Origin of the sequence: Pseudomonas syringae (assembly GCF_021606685.1) — a bacterium.
Taxonomy (GTDB): Bacteria; Pseudomonadota; Gammaproteobacteria; order Pseudomonadales; family Pseudomonadaceae; genus Aquipseudomonas; species Aquipseudomonas syringae_R.
In genome coordinates this window covers 1-16,661 of sequence record NZ_WKCB01000018.1, presented here as the reverse complement: position 1 = coordinate 16,661, position 16,661 = coordinate 1, and the positions used below count along the sequence as shown (strand labels likewise).

Below are 16,661 nucleotides of genomic sequence, written 5' to 3'. Positions count from 1 at the left end.
CGTTTCTACCTCAGTTTCAGGGTGGCAAGGCCGACCAGTACCAGAATCACGGTGATGATCCAGAAACGGACGATCACGCGTGGCTCAGGCCAGCCCTTGAGTTCAAAGTGGTGGTGAATCGGCGCCATGCGGAACACGCGGCGCCCGGTCAATTTGAAGGAAGCCACCTGGATGACCACCGACAGGGTTTCCATCACGAACACACCGCCCATGATGAACAGCACGATTTCCTGGCGAACGATCACCGCGATGGTGCCCAGGGCCGCGCCCAGCGCCAGTGCGCCGACGTCGCCCATGAAGACTTGTGCCGGGTAGGTGTTGAACCACAGGAACCCCAGGCCGGCACCGATCAATGCGCCGCAGAACACGATCAACTCGCCCGCGCCCGGTACGTACGGGATCAGCAGGTATTCGGCGAATTTCACGTTACCCGACAGGTAGCAGAAGATGCCGAGCGCGCCGCCCACCATCACCGTCGGCATGATCGCCAGGCCGTCGAGGCCGTCGGTCAGGTTCACCGCGTTGCTGGAGCCGACGATCACGAAGTAGGTCAGCACCACGAAACCAACGCCCAGTGGAATGCTGGCATCCTTGAGCATCGGGATGATTAGGGTGGTTTCAACCGCGCTTGGCGCCGTCATGAACAGGAAAATTGCAGCGCCGAGGCCGAACACCGACTGCCAGAAATACTTCCAGCGGCTTGGCAGCCCCTTGGAGTTCTTCTCGATCACTTTGCGGTAGTCATCGACCCAGCCGATGGCGCCGAACAGCAAGGTCACCAACAACACCACCCATACGTAGCGGTTGTGCAGGTCGGCCCACAACAAGGTGCTGATGCCGATGGACGACAGGATCAGCGCACCGCCCATGGTCGGAGTGCCGGATTTGGACAGGTGCGACTGCGGGCCGTCGTTACGGACCGATTGACCAATTTGCAGGTTCTGCAGGGTGCGGATCATCCACGGCCCCAAAAACAGCGACAGAGACAGCGCGGTCAGCACACCCAGGATCCCGCGCAGGGTCAGGTACTGAAAGACCGCGAAGCCTTTGTGGAACTGTTGCAGATACTCAGCCAGCAGCAGCAGCATTAATGTTTCTCCGTACTTGAGCCACACAAGGCCGCGACGACGTTTTCCATCACCGCGCTGCGCGATCCCTTGATCAAAATGGTTGTGTTTTTATCGTGTTCAGCCACGCCCAGCGCCTGGATCAGCTCGGCCTGGGTTGCAAAATGCCGCGCGCCGAGGCCAAAGGCATCGACGGCGTGAGCCATGTTCGGGCCAACGGCGTAAAGCGCGTCGACTTTGCCGCTGGCATAGGCGCCGACTTCGCGATGGCCTTGTTCAGCCCAGTCGCCCAGCTCGCCGATATCACCCAGTACCAGCACCTTGCGCCCGGCAAAGCTCTTGAGCAGGTCAACCGCCGCATTGATCGAGGACGGGTTGGCGTTGTAGGTGTCGTCGATCACCCGCATGCCGTTGCTCGCCAACTGCGCCACCGTGCGGCCCTTGACCGGCTGCACTGCGCCCAGCCCGGTGGCAATGCCGAACAGCGACACACCCAAGGCGTACGCGGCAGCGGCGGCGGCCAAGGCGTTGGCGACGTTATGGTTGCCCAACAGGTTCAGCTGCACATGCTCGCTGCCTTGCGGGGTATGCAAGGTAAAGGACGGGCAGCCTCGGGCGTCGACCGTGATGTCGGTCGCATGGAAATCCGCCGCCGCATTCAGCACGGCAAACGTCAGCACCTTGCGCCCGGCAGCGCGTACGCGCCAGGTTTCGAAAGCCTTGTCGTCCAGATTCAATACCGCAGTGCCCGAGGCATCGAGGCCTTCGAGGATTTCGCCCTTGGCTTCGACGATTTTCTCCGGGCCGCCGAACTCACCCACATGGGCAGTGCCGGCGTTGTTGATGATCGCGACGTGGGGCTTGGTCAGCGCCACGGTGTAGGCGATCTCGCCAATACGCGAAGCACCCAGTTCGATCACGGCGGCGGTGTGTTCCGGGGCCAGTTCGAGCAAGGTCAGCGGAGCGCCGAAATCATTGTTCAGGTTGCCACGGGTAGCCAGCACCGGCCCGCGCGTGCGCAGGATGCCGGCGAGCAGTTCCTTGACCGTGGTCTTGCCGCTGGAGCCGGTGATGGCCGCCACGGGCTTATCAAACGCGGCGCGGTTGAGCGCGCCGAGTTGGCCCAGGGCCAGACGCGTATCGGCGACCAGCAATTGCGGCAGGGTGGAGTCCGCGACTTCGCGCTGCACCAACGCACCTACGGCGCCTTTGGCGGCTACGTCATTCAGGTAGTCATGGCCGTCAAAACGCGGGCCGGCCAGCGCAACGAACAATTGACCTGTCTGGATGTTGCGGCTGTCGATACTGACGCCATCAAAGCTGCAATCGCTCGACAGTACGCGGGCCGACAGGGCCTGGGTCAGTTCGCTGAATTTCATCGTTTTAAGCATGCGCGACCTCCCAGGCGGTCAGGGCGTGATCGGCCTCGACCAGGTCGGAGAAGGCATGCCGTTCGCCGTTGATTTCCTGGTAGTCCTCGTGGCCTTTGCCGGCCAGCACCACCACGTCGTCAGCACTGGCGCTGGCGATCAGTTGCGCAATCGCAGCACCGCGACCGGTCACGAAGGTGGCCTTGGACACGTCTTTGAAGCCCGCGCGGATGTCGTCGAAAATCTGACTCGGGTCTTCGCTGCGCGGGTTGTCGTCGGTCACCAGCACACCATCGGCCAGCCGCTCGACAATCTCGGCCATCAGCGGGCGCTTGCCGCGATCGCGATCGCCGCCACAGCCGAACAGGCACAGCAGTTTGCCCTTGGCATGAGGGCGCAAGGCTTCGAGGACTTTTTCCAGGGCATCCGGCGTGTGGGCATAGTCGACCACCACCAGCGGTTGCGTGCCGCCACCCAGGCGCTGCATGCGCCCGGCCGGGCCTTCGAGCTTGGGCAGCACGCGCAGGATTTCATCGAGGGCGTAATCCAGGCCGAGCAAAGCGCCGATGGCCGCCAGCACGTTGCTCAGGTTGAAACGCCCCAGCAAGGTGCTGCGCACATGGTGTTCGCCCTGCGGCGTAACCAGCGTGGCGCGCACGCCCTCATCATTGAATTGGGCTTCGCGGCAATACAGGTAAGCGCTGGGATCCTTGAGGCTATAGCTGATCAGGCGCGCTTCGCTGTCCTGGGCAGCCAGTTCGCGGCCGAACTCATCGTCCAGGTTCACCACGCGGCACTTGAGGTCATTCCAGGCAAACAGCTTGGCCTTGGCGGCGGCGTACGCCTCCATAGTGCCGTGGTAGTCGAGATGGTCGCGGGACAGGTTGGTCATCACCGCCACATCAAACGCCAGCGCGCTCACGCGACCCTGGTCCAGGCCGTGGGACGAGACTTCCATGGCAACCGCCTTGGCACCGGCCTTTTTCAGGTCGGCCAGGGTCGCTTGCACGGCGATCGGGTTGGGCGTGGTGTGCAGGCCGCTTTGCAGCGCGCCATAAAAACCGGTGCCCAGGGTGCCGACGATGCCGCAGTGCTGGCCCAACAGGTCAAGCGCTTGCGCGACCAGTTGGGTCACGCTGGTTTTGCCGTTGGTGCCGGTGACGCCGACCAGGTTGAGGTGGCGGCTCGGGTCGCCGTAGAAGCGCCCGGCGATATCCGACAGCTGCTTGGCCAAGCCTTTGACCGGAATCAGCGGCACGTCGGTGATCGGCAACACGGTGGCGCATTCCACTTCATAGGCCACGGCGGCCGCACCGCGTTGCAGTGCATCGGCAATGTGCGCACGGCCGTCGTACTTACCGCCAGGCACCGCCAGGAACAGGTCACCGGCGCGTACAGCGCGGCTGTCCAGGCTCAACTCACGGATCAACAGATCGCGACCGGCATGGGCAAAAATCTTGTTCAGGCTCAGAGACATCAGCCGCGCCCTCCATTGGCTTTGACAGCAGCGACCGGTGGTCCGGCATTCGCCTGTTGAGTGGGCGGCAGGTTGTCCGGCGTGATGTTCATCAGGCGCAGGGTGCCGGACATCACTTTGCTGAACACCGGCGCGGATACCAGGCCGCCGAAGTAACCGGCTTTGCTTGGCTCGTCGATCACTACGACGATGGCGTAGCGAGGGTCGCTCATTGGGCCAAAACCGGCGAACAAAGAGCGATAGGAGTTTTCTGCATAGCCCTTGGTGCCTACCGATGTCTTACGCGCGGTACCGGACTTGCCGGCCACGTGATAGGCCGGCACCTGGGCACGGAACACGCCGCGTGGCGCTTCGATCACTTGTTGCAGCATGCCTTGCATGGTCTTGGCGACGTTTTCCGGGATCACCTGGGTGGCTTTAGGCGCTTCGTCGACGTGGATCAGGCTCAGCGGAACCATGCGGCCATTATTCGCCAATACAGAGAACGCATGGGCCAGTTGGATCGCGGTCACCGACAGGCCGTAACCGTAGGAAAGCGTGGCAGTCTCGGCTTTTTTCCAGTCGCGATAATTCGGCAGGTTGCCGACGCGCTCGCCCGGGAAGTCAAGGCCAGTGGGTTGGCCCAGGCCGATTTTTTGCGCGAGGTGGTAAATGGTTTCGCCGCCGATATCGAAGGCGACCTTACTCATGCCCACGTTACTGGAGTTGATCAGGATACCTGTCAAATCCAGCACCGGACCTTCGGTACGGGACACGTCACGGATGGTGTATTTGCCCAACTGCAACGTGCCTGGGTACACCTCGACCTTGTCGCTGGGTTTCCAGCGCCCGGTTTCGAGGGCGGCACTCATGGAGATGGCCTTCATGGTCGAGCCCGGCTCGAACACGTCGATCATGGCGCGGTTGCGCATCATCGCCGGCTGCAGGTTGCGACGGTTGTTCGGGTTGTAGGTCGGCTGGTTGACCATGGCGAGGATCTCGCCGGTCTTCACGTCCATGATCACCAGGCTGCCGGCCTTCGCGCCATTTTCGATGATCGCGTTACGCAGCTCGCGGTTGGCCAGGTACTGCAGGCGCAGGTCAATCGACAACGCCAAGGGCTTACCGGCCTTGGCGTTTTTAGTGACTTGGACATCCTTGATCAACCTGCCGCGCCGATCCTTGATGACTTGTCGTTTGCCGGGAACCCCGGCCAGCCATTCATCGTAGGCCAGCTCGACACCTTCGCGACCGTGGTCATCGATGTCGGTAAAGCCAACCATATGCGCGGTGGTTTCACCGGCCGGGTAGAAACGACGGAATTCCTCGATGCCATAGACACCGGGGACTTTAAGATCGAGTACTTGCTGGCCTTGCTCGGGGGTCAGGCCGCGAACCAGGTAGATGAATTCTTTATTGGCCTGGGCTTCCAGACGCTCGGACAAGGCTTTCGGGTCCTGGCCCAGCGCGGCGGCGAGTGCCGGCCAGCGGTCCTTGGCCACTTGCAGCTCTTTGGCGTTGGCCCACAGGGTGGTCACCGGGGTGCTGACGGCCAGAGGCTCGCCATTACGGTCGGTGATCAGGCCGCGGTGCGCCGGAATAGGAATATGACGCAGGCTGCGGGCATCGCCCTGGCCGATCAGGAAGTCACGATCGACCACTTGCAGGTCGATGATGCGCCAGGCAATCGCACCCACCATCAATGCCAGCAAGCCGAGCATCAGGCGGAAACGCCATGGGTAGAGTGCGCCTTCGAGTTTCATCATGGCGCCACCATGCGAACTTCGGCCGCGCCCGGGATGTGCATTTTCAGCTGTTCGGTGGCCAGCACTTCGATGCGACTGTGGGCGGTCCAGGTGCTTTGCTCGAGGATCAGCCGGCCCCATTCCGCTTGCGCCTTATCGCGCACGCTCAACTCCCCGTACAGGGTATTGAGCAACTGGCGGTTGTAGTGCGCGCTGTAGGACACCGCAATCGCGGAAATCAGCACGCCGACAAACAGCAGCAGCATAAAGAAGCTGCCGCCCGGCAGGGGCTTGGCGAAAAGCTTGCTCACCGCAACTTCTCCGCGACGCGCATGACGGCGCTGCGCGAACGTGGGTTGGCCTTGAGTTCGGCTTCGGAAGCGAACTGCGCCTTGCCATGAATTTTGATTTTCGGCACAAAGGCTTCGAAACGCACCGGCAGGTTGCGCGGCAGGTTGTCAGACTCACCCTTGACTAGGCGACGCATGAACAGTTTGACGATACGGTCTTCCAGGGAGTGGAAGCTGATCACCACCAGGCGACCGCCCACTTCCAGCGCCTCGAGGGCAGCCTCAAGGCCGGCCTCCAGGTCGCCCAATTCGTTGTTGACGTGAATACGCAGGCCCTGGAACGCGCGGGTCGCCGGGTTCTTGCCTTTTTCCCACGCGGGGTTGGCGACCTTCAGCACTTCGGCGAGATCAGCGGTGCGTTCGAACGGCTGGATTTCGCGGCGCTCGACCACGGCACGCGCCATGCGACCGGCGAAGCGTTCTTCACCGTATTCCTTGAACACGCGAGTGATTTCTTCGTGTGACGCGGTGGCGATGAACTCGGCCGCGCTGATGCCACGGGTCGGGTCCATGCGCATATCAAGCGGGCCGTCGTTCATGAAACTGAAACCGCGCTCCGGGTCATCGAGCTGCGGCGAGGAGACGCCGAGGTCGAGCAAAACCCCGGCCACCTTGCCCGCCATACCGCGCTCGGCGACTTCGGCACCCAGCTCGGCAAAGCTGCGCTGCACAACGACAAAGCGGCCGTCTTCGGCCGCTAGCGCTTGCCCGGTGGCAATCGCTTGGGGGTCTTTGTCGAACCCGAGGAGCTTACCGTCGGACCCGAGCTGGCTGAGTATCAACCGACTATGCCCGCCCCTGCCGAAGGTGCCATCCAAATAGCAGCCATCCGCGCGTACGGCGAGAGCCTCAACGGCTTCGTCAAGCAGTACGGTGATGTGGTTAAAGCCGCTATCAATAGTCACAGGATCAAATCACGCAGTTCATCAGGCATAGCGCCCGGTTGTTGAATAGCAGCCAGGTCAGCTGCAGACACAGCATCCCAGGCATCTTCGTCCCACAATTGGAACTTGTTCAGCTGGCCCACCAGCATTGCGCGCTTATCCAGCCTGGCGTACTCGCGCAAACGCGGTGGCACCAGGAAACGACCACTGCCATCGAGCTCGAGGTCGACGGCATTGCCAATCAGCAAACGCTGAAGGCGACGGTTCTCTTCACGCAATGAAGGCAGCGCGCGCAACTTGGTTTCGATCAACTCCCACTCATCGAGCGGGTAAACACATAAACAAGGGTCAACGGCATCAATGGTGATGATCAACTGCCCGGAACTTCGCGAAATCAGCTCGTCACGATACCGGCTCGGCATAGCGAGACGGCCTTTTGCATCGAGACTGATAGCGTTAGCTCCGCGAAACACAGATGCGTTTCTCCAAATTTTAGCGTTTTACGTTCAAAAAACCCACTTTGTGCCACTTTCCGCCACTTGCGCACACTATAGGAATGCGCCCACCACACCGTCAAGGCGCGGATTCAAGGAAAAGCCTTACAGAACGGAGATTTAGGAGCGTAAACGGAGGAGAAACCAGAGTTCGGCGATGTTTTTGGCTCATCAAGCGCAAATAGCTCAAAGAGCTATGGTTTAAAGTTAAAGTGATTTATTAAGAGTAAGATTTTTTTGGTATTACGAAGATGCATCTGCCAATGATTCGGCAGGGAGGGATTCTTGCGTTACTACCGGTTTTTTGCCCGAGATTCGGACAAAAGGAAAAAGGTGGAGAGTCGATCTGTAAGCCGGGTTCTGTCTTGAACAGTCATTCGTCTACGATGGCCATCACTGGACATCTTTAGCAACCTACCCGGTCCCAGCGCGGGCCACGCCTTGGGACCCTATTTGGTCTTGCTCCAAGTGGGGTTTACCTAGCCACGAACTGTTGCCAGTCGTGCGGTGCGCTCTTACCGCACCTTTTCACCCTTACCGGCACCGAAATGCTTAGGCGGTTATTTTCTGTGGCACTTTCCGTAGGCTCACGCCTCCCAGGCATTACCTGGCACTTCGCCCTATGGAGCCCGGACTTTCCTCCCCCCCCTAATTTTCATAGAGGGCAGCGACTGTCCAATCGACTCTCCGCCGCGCAGGTTAACGGCACGGCGGCTTGAGGACAAGTATTAAAAGCGCAGTATTGCCATCACGTTCGGACGAAATACCGGTTTACCCCGGAACTACTCGCCTTTCTGTTTATCCAGCGCAACTTGATACAACACGTTCTTGCGCACGCCGGTAATTTCCGCCGCCAGCGCCGCTGCACGCTTGAGCGGCATTTCCTTGAGCAGCAGGTCCAGGATGCGCATCGCCTCGCTGCCCACGGCATCTTCATTCTCCGGAGCGGTCCAGCCCGCGACCAGCACCACGCACTCACCGCGCTGTTGATTGCTGTCACCTTCGACAAAGGCGCGCAGCTCTTCAAGCGGAAGGCCTTTGAGGGTTTCGAAGGTCTTGGTCAGTTCGCGGGCCAACAGGGCCAGGCGCGCGCCGCCGAACACGAGCTCCATGTCCTGCAGGCATTCAAGGATGCGATGCGGGGCTTCGTAGAAGATCAACGTGCGCGGCTCTTCCTTCAAGGCCTGAAGACGCGCGCGGCGCCCCACGGCCTTGGCCGGCAGGAAACCTTCGAAAATAAACCGATCCGACGGCAGACCAGCCGCCGATAGTGCAGCAATCAGCGCGCACGCTCCCGGAACAGGCACTACATTGATACCAGCAGCCCGCGCCTGACGAACCAGGTGGTAACCCGGGTCGGAGATCAACGGCGTGCCTGCATCGGAGATCAGCGCCACATCATCACCCGCCAGCAAACGGACGATGAAACGGCTGCCTTCTTCACGCTCGTTGTGCTCATGGCAGGCCGCCAGTGGCGTACTGATACCAAAATGCTGCATCAATCGCTGGGAGTGCCGCGTGTCTTCAGCCGCGATCAGTTTAACGTCGCGCAACACTTTCAGCGCCCGGGCACTGATGTCGTCCAGGTTGCCAATGGGCGTCGCCACGACAAAAAGCGAGCCTGCAGTGGAATTCAAAGGACCTGGAGCAGTCAAAACGCACACCTCGATGGTTGGGAAAAATCGCATTGTAGCGCGTAGACGCCTTGATAATATGCCGCCCAAGTCGATGCCACCCCAACCGTCAACGGCCGTTTGCAGCACTTGCATGACCTAAATCGACGGTTTCACGCCAGTAACATCGCGCCTGGGCCAGTGCTTGGGTACAATTCCACGCTAATTTGATCGGTATCAGGAACACTTACATGATCGCTTGCCTGCGGCTGCTCTCCGCCCTCTGCCTCGCTGCCTTGTTGGCCGCGTGTGCCAGCTCGCCCTCGTCCAGCCTTGGCGACCTACCACGGACCCCGGACGCCAGTATCGAGCAACTGCTCGAACAGGCGACTACCGCCAATACGCCAGAAAAGGCCGCGCTACTGCGCCTGAGTGCGGCAGACATGGCCTACAAACAGAATAACCCTGGCCGCTCGGCGCAGATTCTGGCGCAAGTGCCCCTCGACACGCTGAAGCCGGCTGCGCAAGTGTTCGCCAGCACCCTGGCCGCCGAACTGGCCATGGCGCGCAACCAGCCCAAGGCCGCGCTGACTGCTTTGAGCCATCCAAGCTTGCAAAGCCTCAAGGAGCTGCCGGCTGAACAGCAGATCCGCACCGGCACCGTGCATGCCCGCGCGTACGAAGCAGACGGCCAGACCCTGGCCGCCGCCCGCGAACGTGTGGCCATGGCCCCGCTGCTGACCGGCGACGCCGCCAACAGCAACCACGAAGCCATCTGGGCATTGATTGCCGCCCTGCCCGCCGAACAGCTGCAAGCCAGCGGCAACCCGGTGCTCGACGGCTGGATCACCCTGGCCAAGTCGGTCAAAGGCGCCGGTACGCTTGAACAGCAACAGGCCGCCATCGACACTTGGCGCGCACAAAACCCGGGCCACCCGGCTGCCGTGCAACTGCCGACGCCGCTGACCAAGCTCAAGGAACTGGCCAGCCAGCCCCTGAGCAAGATCGCTCTGCTGCTGCCTCAGGATGGCCCGCTGGCCTCCGTTGGCAAGGCACTGCGTGAAGGCTTCATGGCCGCGCACTACCAGGCCGAACAAGCCGGGCAGAAGCCGCCGGTCATCGAGTTCTATGACAGCTCGCGCCTGACCTCCATCGACGACTTCTACGCCAAGGCCCAGGCCGCCGGTGTGCAACTGGTGGTCGGCCCGCTGGAAAAACCGTTGGTCAAGCAGCTCAGCGCACGCCCTCAGTTGCCGATCACCACCCTGGCCCTGAACTACAGCGAAACCGATCAAGGCCCTGCGCAACTGTTCCAGTTCGGCCTGGCCGCTGAAGACGAAGCCCGCGAAGTATCGCGCCGCGCCCGTGCCGACGGCCTGCACCGCGCCGCCGCGATGGTGCCGCGCGGTGAGTGGGGCGAGCGTGTCTACAAGGCCTTCCGCCAGGACTGGGAAGCCAACGGCGGGACCGTCGTGGGTGTCGAATATGTCGACCAGCCCGTGGCCCTGGCGCAGCAGATCGCTGACCTGTTCCAACTGCGTAAAAGCGAAGGTCGCGCCAAGAGCCTGCAAAACACCGTCGGCACCGACGTAGCGGCACAACCGTCGCGTCGCCAGGACATCGAGTTCATCTTCCTGGCCGTAACGCCGCAGTTGGCCCAGCAGATCAAGCCGACCCTGAACTTCCAGTACGCGGGTGATGTGCCGGTGTACGCGACGTCCCACGTGTTCAGTGCCAGCGGTGACAAGAACCAGTACCTGGACATGACCAACGTGATGTTCTGCGAAACCCCTTGGCTCTTGAACACCACCGACCCGCTGCGCAACCAGGTTGCCGCACAATGGCCGCAAGCCAATGGCAGCCTTGGCCGCCTGTACGCGATGGGCGTCGACGCCTACCGCCTGGCGCCACGCCTGGGCCAGCTCAAGGCCTTGCCGGACACTCGCGTTGATGGCCTGTCGGGCAACCTCGGCATCAGCGCAAACCAACGCGTCGACCGCCAGATGCCATGGGCCAAGTTCGTCGGCGGCGAGATCCAGCGCCTGCCGGACACCCCGCGCTGATGCCCGAGCGGTCCAGCGCACAAAGCGGCAAGGATGCCGAACTGCTTGCTCTGAAATACCTGCAACAACAGGGTCTGCGCCTTCTGGCGCAGAACTGGTTGTGTAAACGCGGCGAGCTTGATCTGGTCATGCTTGACGGCGATACAGTAGTATTCGTCGAAGTCCGCTACAGAAAACACGCACAATGGGGTGGCGCGCTCGCCAGTATCGACGGGCGCAAGCGTCAGAAGCTGATACTCGCCGCGCAGTTTTACCTGCAAAAAGAGCATCGCTGGGCCGATTCCCCCTGCCGTTTCGATGTGGTTGCCATAGAAAGCACACCGTCAGGCAAGGCTGATCTGAACTGGCTCAAAAGTGCCTTCGACAGCTGATTCGCCGGACACCTTCACCACACACTTTTGCTCTTTGCTTTGCGGGCTGCACATTTCTGTGCCAAACAGCCGCGCTAATTAAGGTCACACAGATGGACATGCAATCCCGAATTCGCCAGCTTTTCCAGGCCAGCATCGACACCAAGCAACAGGCGATGGACGTACTTGCACCGCACATCGAGCAAGCCAGTCAGGTCATGGTCAATGCCCTGCTCAACGAAGGCAAAATGCTTTCGTGCGGCAACGGCGGTTCGGCCGGTGATGCCCAGCATTTCTCGTCCGAGTTGCTCAACCGCTTCGAGCGTGAGCGCCCGAGCCTGCCAGCCATCGCGTTGACCACCGATTCGTCGACGATCACCTCGATTGCCAACGACTACAGCTACAACGAAATCTTCTCCAAGCAGATCCGCGCCCTGGGCCAACCGGGCGATGTGCTGCTGGCGATTTCCACCAGTGGCAACTCGGCGAACATTATTCAAGCGATCCAGGCCGCACATGATCGCGAAATGATTGTCGTAGCATTGACCGGACGCGATGGCGGCGGCATGGCCTCGCTGCTGCTGCCCGAAGACGTAGAGATTCGCGTCCCGGCCAATGTCACCGCACGTATTCAGGAAGTCCACCTGCTGGCGATCCACTGCCTGTGCGATCTGATCGACAGCCAACTGTTCGGGAGTGAAGAATGACCGTTAAAAGTCTCAGCCTATTGGCTATCGCGCTGTGCCTCGGCATCAGCGGATGCAGCACGGCCATTACCGCGACACGTGACACCCCCATCCAGGACGACAAGGGTACTCGCACCTTCGGCAGCAAGATCGATGACTCGCTGATCGAAACCAAGGTCGAGGTGAACGTCGCCAAAGCCGCCACCGACCTGGGCAATGGTGCATCGCGCATCATCGTGACCAGCTTCAACGGTGTTGTGCTGCTTGCCGGCCAGACGCCGCGCGCCGACCTCAAGGCCCAGGCCGAACAAGCCGCTGCGGCGGTGCAGCGGGTCAAGAAGGTGCACAACGAACTGCAGGTGATGGACCCGATCACCCTGCTGGCCATCAGTAACGATGCCCTGCTGACCACCAAGATCAAGGCGCAGATGCTGACTGACAATGCGATCCCGGGCTCACGGATCAAGGTCGTCACCGACAACGGTATCGTGTACCTGATGGGCCTGCTGACCCAGGCAGAAGCCACCCGCGCCGCGAACCTGGTACAGGGTGTGTCCGGCGTGCAGAAAATCGTAAAAGTGTTCGAATACATCGACTGATGTGAAGCCAAACGAAAAAGCCCCCTGCGCTTGAAGCGCCAGGGGGCTTTTTTTTGCGTCAATTAACGCCTCAGACTTCGCTCACCAACACATCGGCAATACGAATACTCAACGCCGCACCGGTCAGCGTGGGGTTCACGCAGGACGACGACGGCATCACGCTGGTGCCCGCAATAAACAGATTGGCGTGGTCATGGCTGCGGCAATCGCGGTCGACTACCGAGTCCTTGGGATCATCGCCCATGATGGTGGTGCCCATGATGTGTTGACGGTTCTGGAAGCCGACATCCGTACTGAGAATGTCGGCATCCAGCAGCGTGGCGAACTGCTTGAAGTCCTCCAGCGCCTTCTCCTTACCCGCATGCCAGTAGTCAGGCACGCTGTAGTAGATCTCCGGCACCGGCAGGCCAATGGCGTCGAACTTGGTCTTGCTCGGCGTTACGCGGTTTTCCGGCAACGGCAGGGTTTCGAAGTCCACCGCCCAGTTCAGCGAACGCGCCGACTGCAAGCGGATCTGCTCGTCCAGCTTGGAACCCAGCACCCCCTTGGCAATCAGGTTGGAGGTGATCTGCGACGCCGGGACCGTGTTGCGCACCTTGATCTTGTAGCCCGGGTAGTCCTTGCGGAACGCGCCGTCGCGGCTGTTCAGGTAGACCAGCAGCTGCGTAGGGCCTTCGCCCGGCCACATGTCTTCCTTGGTCATGACGTTCATGCTGATGCCCGTGTGGTCCATCAGGTTGCGACCGACCTGGTCCGACGAGTTGGCAATGCCGTTGGGGTATTTGTCGGACGTGGACATCAGCAGCAGCTTGGGCGACTCGATGCCATAGGCGGCCAGCACAAAATAGCGCGCGGTCAGCTTGTGGGTCGATTTGTCCGGGCGCATGTACCAGATCGCGGTGATCTTGCCGTCGTCCCCAGCCTCGATTTTGTACACCACCGAGTTTTCCAGGACCTTGGCGCCGTGGCGCTCCGCCTCGTCGATATGCATCGAGCCGTCGTACTTGGCGGCAATCGGGCACACCGGGTTGCAGTTGTTGTTACCGGCGCAGGGCGGCCGTTTGCCATACGGGCGAGTGGCGCGGCCGTTGGGCTCGAGGATCGGGTTATAGCCGCCCTTGCCGAGCATTTCCGAAAGCCGGGTGAACATGTAGCTGGGCTTGAGCCCCTCCATCGGGTACGGAATCGAGCGTGGCGGGAAAGCGTCGCCGCCCTGCCCGCTCTCATCCTGGCCATCGACGCCGGACACGCCCAGCTCGGTTTCGGCCCGCGCGTAGAACGGTTCAAGCTCGTCGTAGCTGATCGGCCAGTCGCGGCCACGACCATACAACGACTTCAGGCGGAAATCGTTCGGCAACATACGCCACAGCGATGAACCGAAGTGCCACGTGGTACCGCCCACCACCCGCAGGTAGGAGGTGTTGTATTTGACCGGCCCGACCTGCTGCAAGTAATCGCCATAGGTCGACGGCGCATGCGGCAGGCTTGGGTACGGTGAGCCCGCGCCCTGCAGCTTGGCGTTGGCCAGCGACAGCTTGACCGGAGCATTGCGGAAGGTTTCCACCACGTCCCGGCGATTGACCCGGGGGCCGGCTTCCAGAACGATCACCGACTTGTTGGCCTTGGCCAGGCCGGTTGCAATCAGCCCGCCCATCACACCGGAACCGATGATGACTACGTCGGCATCGAAATCAGCGTTGCTCATAGTTTGAAATCCTGTGGCGCTTTAGGTTTGGGGCCCCATGAATCCGGGCCGCCACCGTAAGTGGGGATGATGAGGGTGCCGTGGGTGGGCCGATACATCAGCGCTTCGCTGTAGCTGATCAGCTCGGCGTCGACCGGCTCGCCGACGATGCCCAGGTACCAGGCCGAAATAATGCTGGTGGCCGTGGCCTTCAATGAAGGGTCGGCATCGGCCAACGCCAGGTAGTCATCGACATGCGTGAGGCCGCGCTCGGCGACCAATTGCTTGAGCGCGATCACGTTGGTCGCGAAGTTCGGCGCACGCTTGTCCAGCGCCGCGTAGTAGCGCGCCGCCAGAACCGGGTTGACCGGGCGGCTGACCAGAAACTGCGACAAGGCCGCGAAATCCGCATCCGACTGGGCAGCAGCCATGGCCGATTGCCAAGGCATCAGCCCGCCAACCAGGGCGGTCAGGCCCAAGGTGACCGAACCGCGCAGCAGGCTACGACGTGAAAGCGCCAGTGCATTCAAAGATGAGTCCATGATTCAAACCTCCCGACGTCGGCGACGGACAATAACGATCGCCGCCAAGGCAATCAGGATGCAGGCGATGACGATGGCCGGGACCGTGAACCTGGCCATCACCGCCAACGGTGCCTTGGGCCCGCCCTCGCGAACCTGGGCCACATCGGCTGCGGTAACCGTCAGCGCGTCATTGCCGTATCGGGAGAGCACATAGTTGCTCACATCGGCGATCTGCTGGTCGTTGAGACGGTCGGTGAACAGCGCATCCGGGCCAAACGCCGGCATGTCGATGGCGACACCGTCGACTTCGCGGTGCACGCCGTAGACGATTGCAGCGATCAGGTTGTCGCTGCGGCTGGTGGCCGTGTTGTGAAACAGCGACGGATACTCACGCGTGCCCTGCCCGTTCGCCTGGTGGCAGTTGGCGCAGGTGCCGCTGAAGATATGCCAGCCCGGATTGTCCTCGGGCTTGCCGCCACGCAGGCTCAGCTCATCACTGGAGGCCTGGCCGAACTCATGGCGCGCCTTGGCCTCGCCGGTGTTGATCGGCTGGGTTTGCAGCAGGTAGGCCGCGATGGCCTTGAGGTCGACATCGTCCAGGTGTTGCAGGCTGTGTTCGACCGCTTCTGCCATCGGGCCGGCGGCCTGGGCTTTGCCTTCAACATGGCCCGTACGCAGGTACGCCACCAGCTCATCGCTGGACCAGGCGCCGATGCCACTGGTTTTGTCCGAGGTGATATTGGGTGCGTACCAACTGCCTAACGCGCCACCGGCGAGGGGCTTGCTGTTATCGGCAGCCATCAACACATTGCGCGGGGTGTGGCAGGTATCGCAGTGAGCCAGCGCATTGACGAGGTAGTCGCCCCGGTTCACCTGGGCGGATTTGGCAGGGTCTGGCGTGAAGCGTTTCTGGCTGTGAAACAACGCGTTCCAGCCGAGCATGGAGGCGCGGATGTTGAACGGGAAGTCGAGGTTGGTTTTCTGGGTCGTCGCGTCGACCGGCTGCACTTCGTGCATGAAGTACTGGTAGAGATCCGCCACATCAGCGTCGGTCATCTTCGCGTAGGAGGTGTACGGCATGGCCGGGTAGAGATGGGTGCCGTCCGGCGTCACTCCATCCCTCACCGCACGGGCAAATTGCTCGGCAGTGTAGCCACCGATACCGGCTGTTTTGGAAGGCGTGATGTTGGTCGAGTAAATCACCCCCATCGGCGAACTGAGCGGGTAGCCGCCAGCAAACGGCTGCCCACCTGGCGCGGTGTGGCACGCCACGCAATCCGCTGCTACCGCCAGGCGCTTGCCCGCCGATGCCGTGGCATCCAGTGCCTGGCCAGATGCACTCCCGGCCCCCCATACCACCAGCGTCAGTACGCCCGCCAAGGCACGTCTTAGGCCTTTTTCCCCAACCGTTTTACGCGGCATGTCTATTTACCCTACAGAACTGCACTCATGGCTTTCACGGATTCGTAAGCTCTGATGGCTTATCGAATAACTCATCTTGTTATCGGACGTCATACGACGAGACGGGGCGAATATTTCATGCCGAGCAATATTTGGCAACAGATTAAAAAGCCATTGGCCATCAATCCGTGGTTTTGAACGAAGCGTCTAGATCAGGTGTTTCGGCGTGACAGGCGAATGGGCCACGGCAACATTAATGAGTTTTTGACGAAAAAAGGGCGGCGCTCGGTAAATTTTCAGCATGCTTGAACGTATGTGCTGTTATCCGCGAATTTATGAAAAACCTGAAAAAGCCCTATATGACAATTATCTAAC

15 protein-coding genes and 1 other RNA gene are annotated in these 16,661 nt (G+C 61.0%); 4 read left to right on the top strand and 12 right to left on the bottom strand.

All coding sequences use genetic code 11. From position 1 onward, the window contains the following. Positions 1-5: 5 nt before the first annotated feature. From mraY to rsmI, 9 genes are all read right to left on the bottom strand, one after another. Positions 6-1,088, bottom strand: a complete 1,083-nt coding sequence (mraY, locus tag GIW02_RS09750; protein WP_236414559.1) for a phospho-N-acetylmuramoyl-pentapeptide-transferase — start codon at positions 1,086-1,088, stop codon at positions 6-8. Then, positions 1,088-2,458, bottom strand: a complete 1,371-nt coding sequence (locus GIW02_RS09745; protein WP_236414557.1) for a UDP-N-acetylmuramoyl-tripeptide--D-alanyl-D-alanine ligase — start codon at positions 2,456-2,458, stop codon at positions 1,088-1,090. The genes mraY and GIW02_RS09745 overlap by 1 nt, the downstream gene beginning before the upstream one ends. Further along, a complete protein-coding gene (locus tag GIW02_RS09740; protein ID WP_236414555.1) occupies positions 2,451-3,914 on the bottom strand; it encodes a UDP-N-acetylmuramoyl-L-alanyl-D-glutamate--2,6-diaminopimelate ligase in 1,464 nt (487 codons plus the stop codon). Before GIW02_RS09740 ends, GIW02_RS09745 begins: the two co-directional genes overlap by 8 nt. Next, on the bottom strand, positions 3,914-5,656 hold the full coding sequence (locus tag GIW02_RS09735) for a peptidoglycan D,D-transpeptidase FtsI family protein (protein WP_236414577.1): 1,743 nt from the start codon (positions 5,654-5,656) through the stop codon (positions 3,914-3,916). The genes GIW02_RS09740 and GIW02_RS09735 overlap by 1 nt, the downstream gene beginning before the upstream one ends. Continuing rightward, complete coding sequence (gene ftsL, locus GIW02_RS09730) at positions 5,656-5,949, bottom strand: cell division protein FtsL (RefSeq protein WP_010213047.1); 294 nt, start codon at positions 5,947-5,949, stop codon at positions 5,656-5,658. The genes GIW02_RS09735 and ftsL overlap by 1 nt, the downstream gene beginning before the upstream one ends. Further along, positions 5,946-6,893 carry a 16S rRNA (cytosine(1402)-N(4))-methyltransferase RsmH gene (gene rsmH / locus GIW02_RS09725; RefSeq protein WP_163003286.1) on the bottom strand — a complete coding sequence of 316 codons (948 nt, stop codon included), beginning with the start codon at positions 6,891-6,893 and terminating at the stop codon, positions 5,946-5,948. The genes ftsL and rsmH overlap by 4 nt, the downstream gene beginning before the upstream one ends. After that, the gene (gene mraZ / locus GIW02_RS09720; RefSeq protein ID WP_004371993.1) at positions 6,890-7,345 is read right to left on the bottom strand and encodes a division/cell wall cluster transcriptional repressor MraZ; all 456 of its coding nucleotides are present in this window, start codon (positions 7,343-7,345) and stop codon (positions 6,890-6,892) included. The genes rsmH and mraZ overlap by 4 nt, the downstream gene beginning before the upstream one ends. A 354-nt stretch (positions 7,346-7,699) precedes the next feature. Beyond that, positions 7,700-8,053: RNase P RNA component class A (rnpB, locus tag GIW02_RS09715), an RNA gene on the bottom strand. Positions 8,054-8,148: 95 nt separating this feature from the next. After that, positions 8,149-9,054, bottom strand: coding sequence for a 16S rRNA (cytidine(1402)-2'-O)-methyltransferase (gene rsmI / locus GIW02_RS09710; protein WP_236414553.1), 906 nt, complete (start codon positions 9,052-9,054; stop codon positions 8,149-8,151). Positions 9,055-9,230: 176 nt separating this feature from the next. Here rsmI and GIW02_RS09705 point away from each other — a divergent pair, with 176 nt between their 5' ends. The 4 genes from GIW02_RS09705 (at position 9,231) to GIW02_RS09690 (ending at position 12,677) form a co-directional block, all read left to right on the top strand. After that, positions 9,231-11,042, top strand: a complete 1,812-nt coding sequence (locus GIW02_RS09705; protein ID WP_236414551.1) for a penicillin-binding protein activator — start codon at positions 9,231-9,233, stop codon at positions 11,040-11,042. Beyond that, the gene (locus tag GIW02_RS09700; RefSeq protein WP_236421840.1) at positions 11,042-11,413 is read left to right on the top strand and encodes a YraN family protein; all 372 of its coding nucleotides are present in this window, start codon (positions 11,042-11,044) and stop codon (positions 11,411-11,413) included. Before GIW02_RS09705 ends, GIW02_RS09700 begins: the two co-directional genes overlap by 1 nt. A 92-nt stretch (positions 11,414-11,505) precedes the next feature. Then, the gene (locus GIW02_RS09695) at positions 11,506-12,099 is read left to right on the top strand and encodes a phosphoheptose isomerase (protein ID WP_007904374.1); all 594 of its coding nucleotides are present in this window, start codon (positions 11,506-11,508) and stop codon (positions 12,097-12,099) included. Continuing rightward, positions 12,096-12,677, top strand: a complete 582-nt coding sequence (locus tag GIW02_RS09690) for a BON domain-containing protein (RefSeq protein WP_236411226.1) — start codon at positions 12,096-12,098, stop codon at positions 12,675-12,677. The genes GIW02_RS09695 and GIW02_RS09690 overlap by 4 nt, the downstream gene beginning before the upstream one ends. Before the next feature lie 70 nt (positions 12,678-12,747). On the opposite strand, the gene GIW02_RS09685 is transcribed toward GIW02_RS09690, so the two are convergent. From GIW02_RS09685 to GIW02_RS09675, 3 genes are read right to left on the bottom strand one after another with little or no spacing between them, the layout of a single operon-like run. Further along, a complete protein-coding gene (locus tag GIW02_RS09685; protein ID WP_236411225.1) occupies positions 12,748-14,382 on the bottom strand; it encodes a GMC family oxidoreductase in 1,635 nt (544 codons plus the stop codon). Beyond that, the gene (locus GIW02_RS09680; protein WP_236411224.1) at positions 14,379-14,903 is read right to left on the bottom strand and encodes a sorbitol dehydrogenase family protein; all 525 of its coding nucleotides are present in this window, start codon (positions 14,901-14,903) and stop codon (positions 14,379-14,381) included. The genes GIW02_RS09685 and GIW02_RS09680 overlap by 4 nt, the downstream gene beginning before the upstream one ends. Positions 14,904-14,906: 3 nt before the next feature. Further along, entirely contained in the window at positions 14,907-16,307 is a 1,401-nt protein-coding gene (locus GIW02_RS09675; protein WP_236411223.1) for a cytochrome c, read from the bottom strand. Positions 16,308-16,661: the final 354 nt, after the last annotated feature.

Coding starts and splice junctions, on each gene's coding strand:
- mraY (WP_236414559.1), bottom strand. CDS start 1,088: ATGCTGCTGCTGCTGGCTGAGTATCTGCAACAGTTCCACAAAGGCTTC.
- GIW02_RS09745 (WP_236414557.1), bottom strand. CDS start 2,458: ATGCTTAAAACGATGAAATTCAGCGAACTGACCCAGGCCCTGTCGGCC.
- GIW02_RS09740 (WP_236414555.1), bottom strand. CDS start 3,914: ATGTCTCTGAGCCTGAACAAGATTTTTGCCCATGCCGGTCGCGATCTG.
- GIW02_RS09735 (WP_236414577.1), bottom strand. CDS start 5,656: ATGAAACTCGAAGGCGCACTCTACCCATGGCGTTTCCGCCTGATGCTC.
- rsmI (WP_236414553.1), bottom strand. CDS start 9,054: ATGCGATTTTTCCCAACCATCGAGGTGTGCGTTTTGACTGCTCCAGGT.
- GIW02_RS09705 (WP_236414551.1), top strand. CDS start 9,231: ATGATCGCTTGCCTGCGGCTGCTCTCCGCCCTCTGCCTCGCTGCCTTG.
- GIW02_RS09700 (WP_236421840.1), top strand. CDS start 11,042: ATGCCCGAGCGGTCCAGCGCACAAAGCGGCAAGGATGCCGAACTGCTT.
- GIW02_RS09695 (WP_007904374.1), top strand. CDS start 11,506: ATGGACATGCAATCCCGAATTCGCCAGCTTTTCCAGGCCAGCATCGAC.
- GIW02_RS09690 (WP_236411226.1), top strand. CDS start 12,096: ATGACCGTTAAAAGTCTCAGCCTATTGGCTATCGCGCTGTGCCTCGGC.
- GIW02_RS09685 (WP_236411225.1), bottom strand. CDS start 14,382: ATGAGCAACGCTGATTTCGATGCCGACGTAGTCATCATCGGTTCCGGT.
- GIW02_RS09680 (WP_236411224.1), bottom strand. CDS start 14,903: ATGGACTCATCTTTGAATGCACTGGCGCTTTCACGTCGTAGCCTGCTG.
- GIW02_RS09675 (WP_236411223.1), bottom strand. CDS start 16,307: ATGCCGCGTAAAACGGTTGGGGAAAAAGGCCTAAGACGTGCCTTGGCG.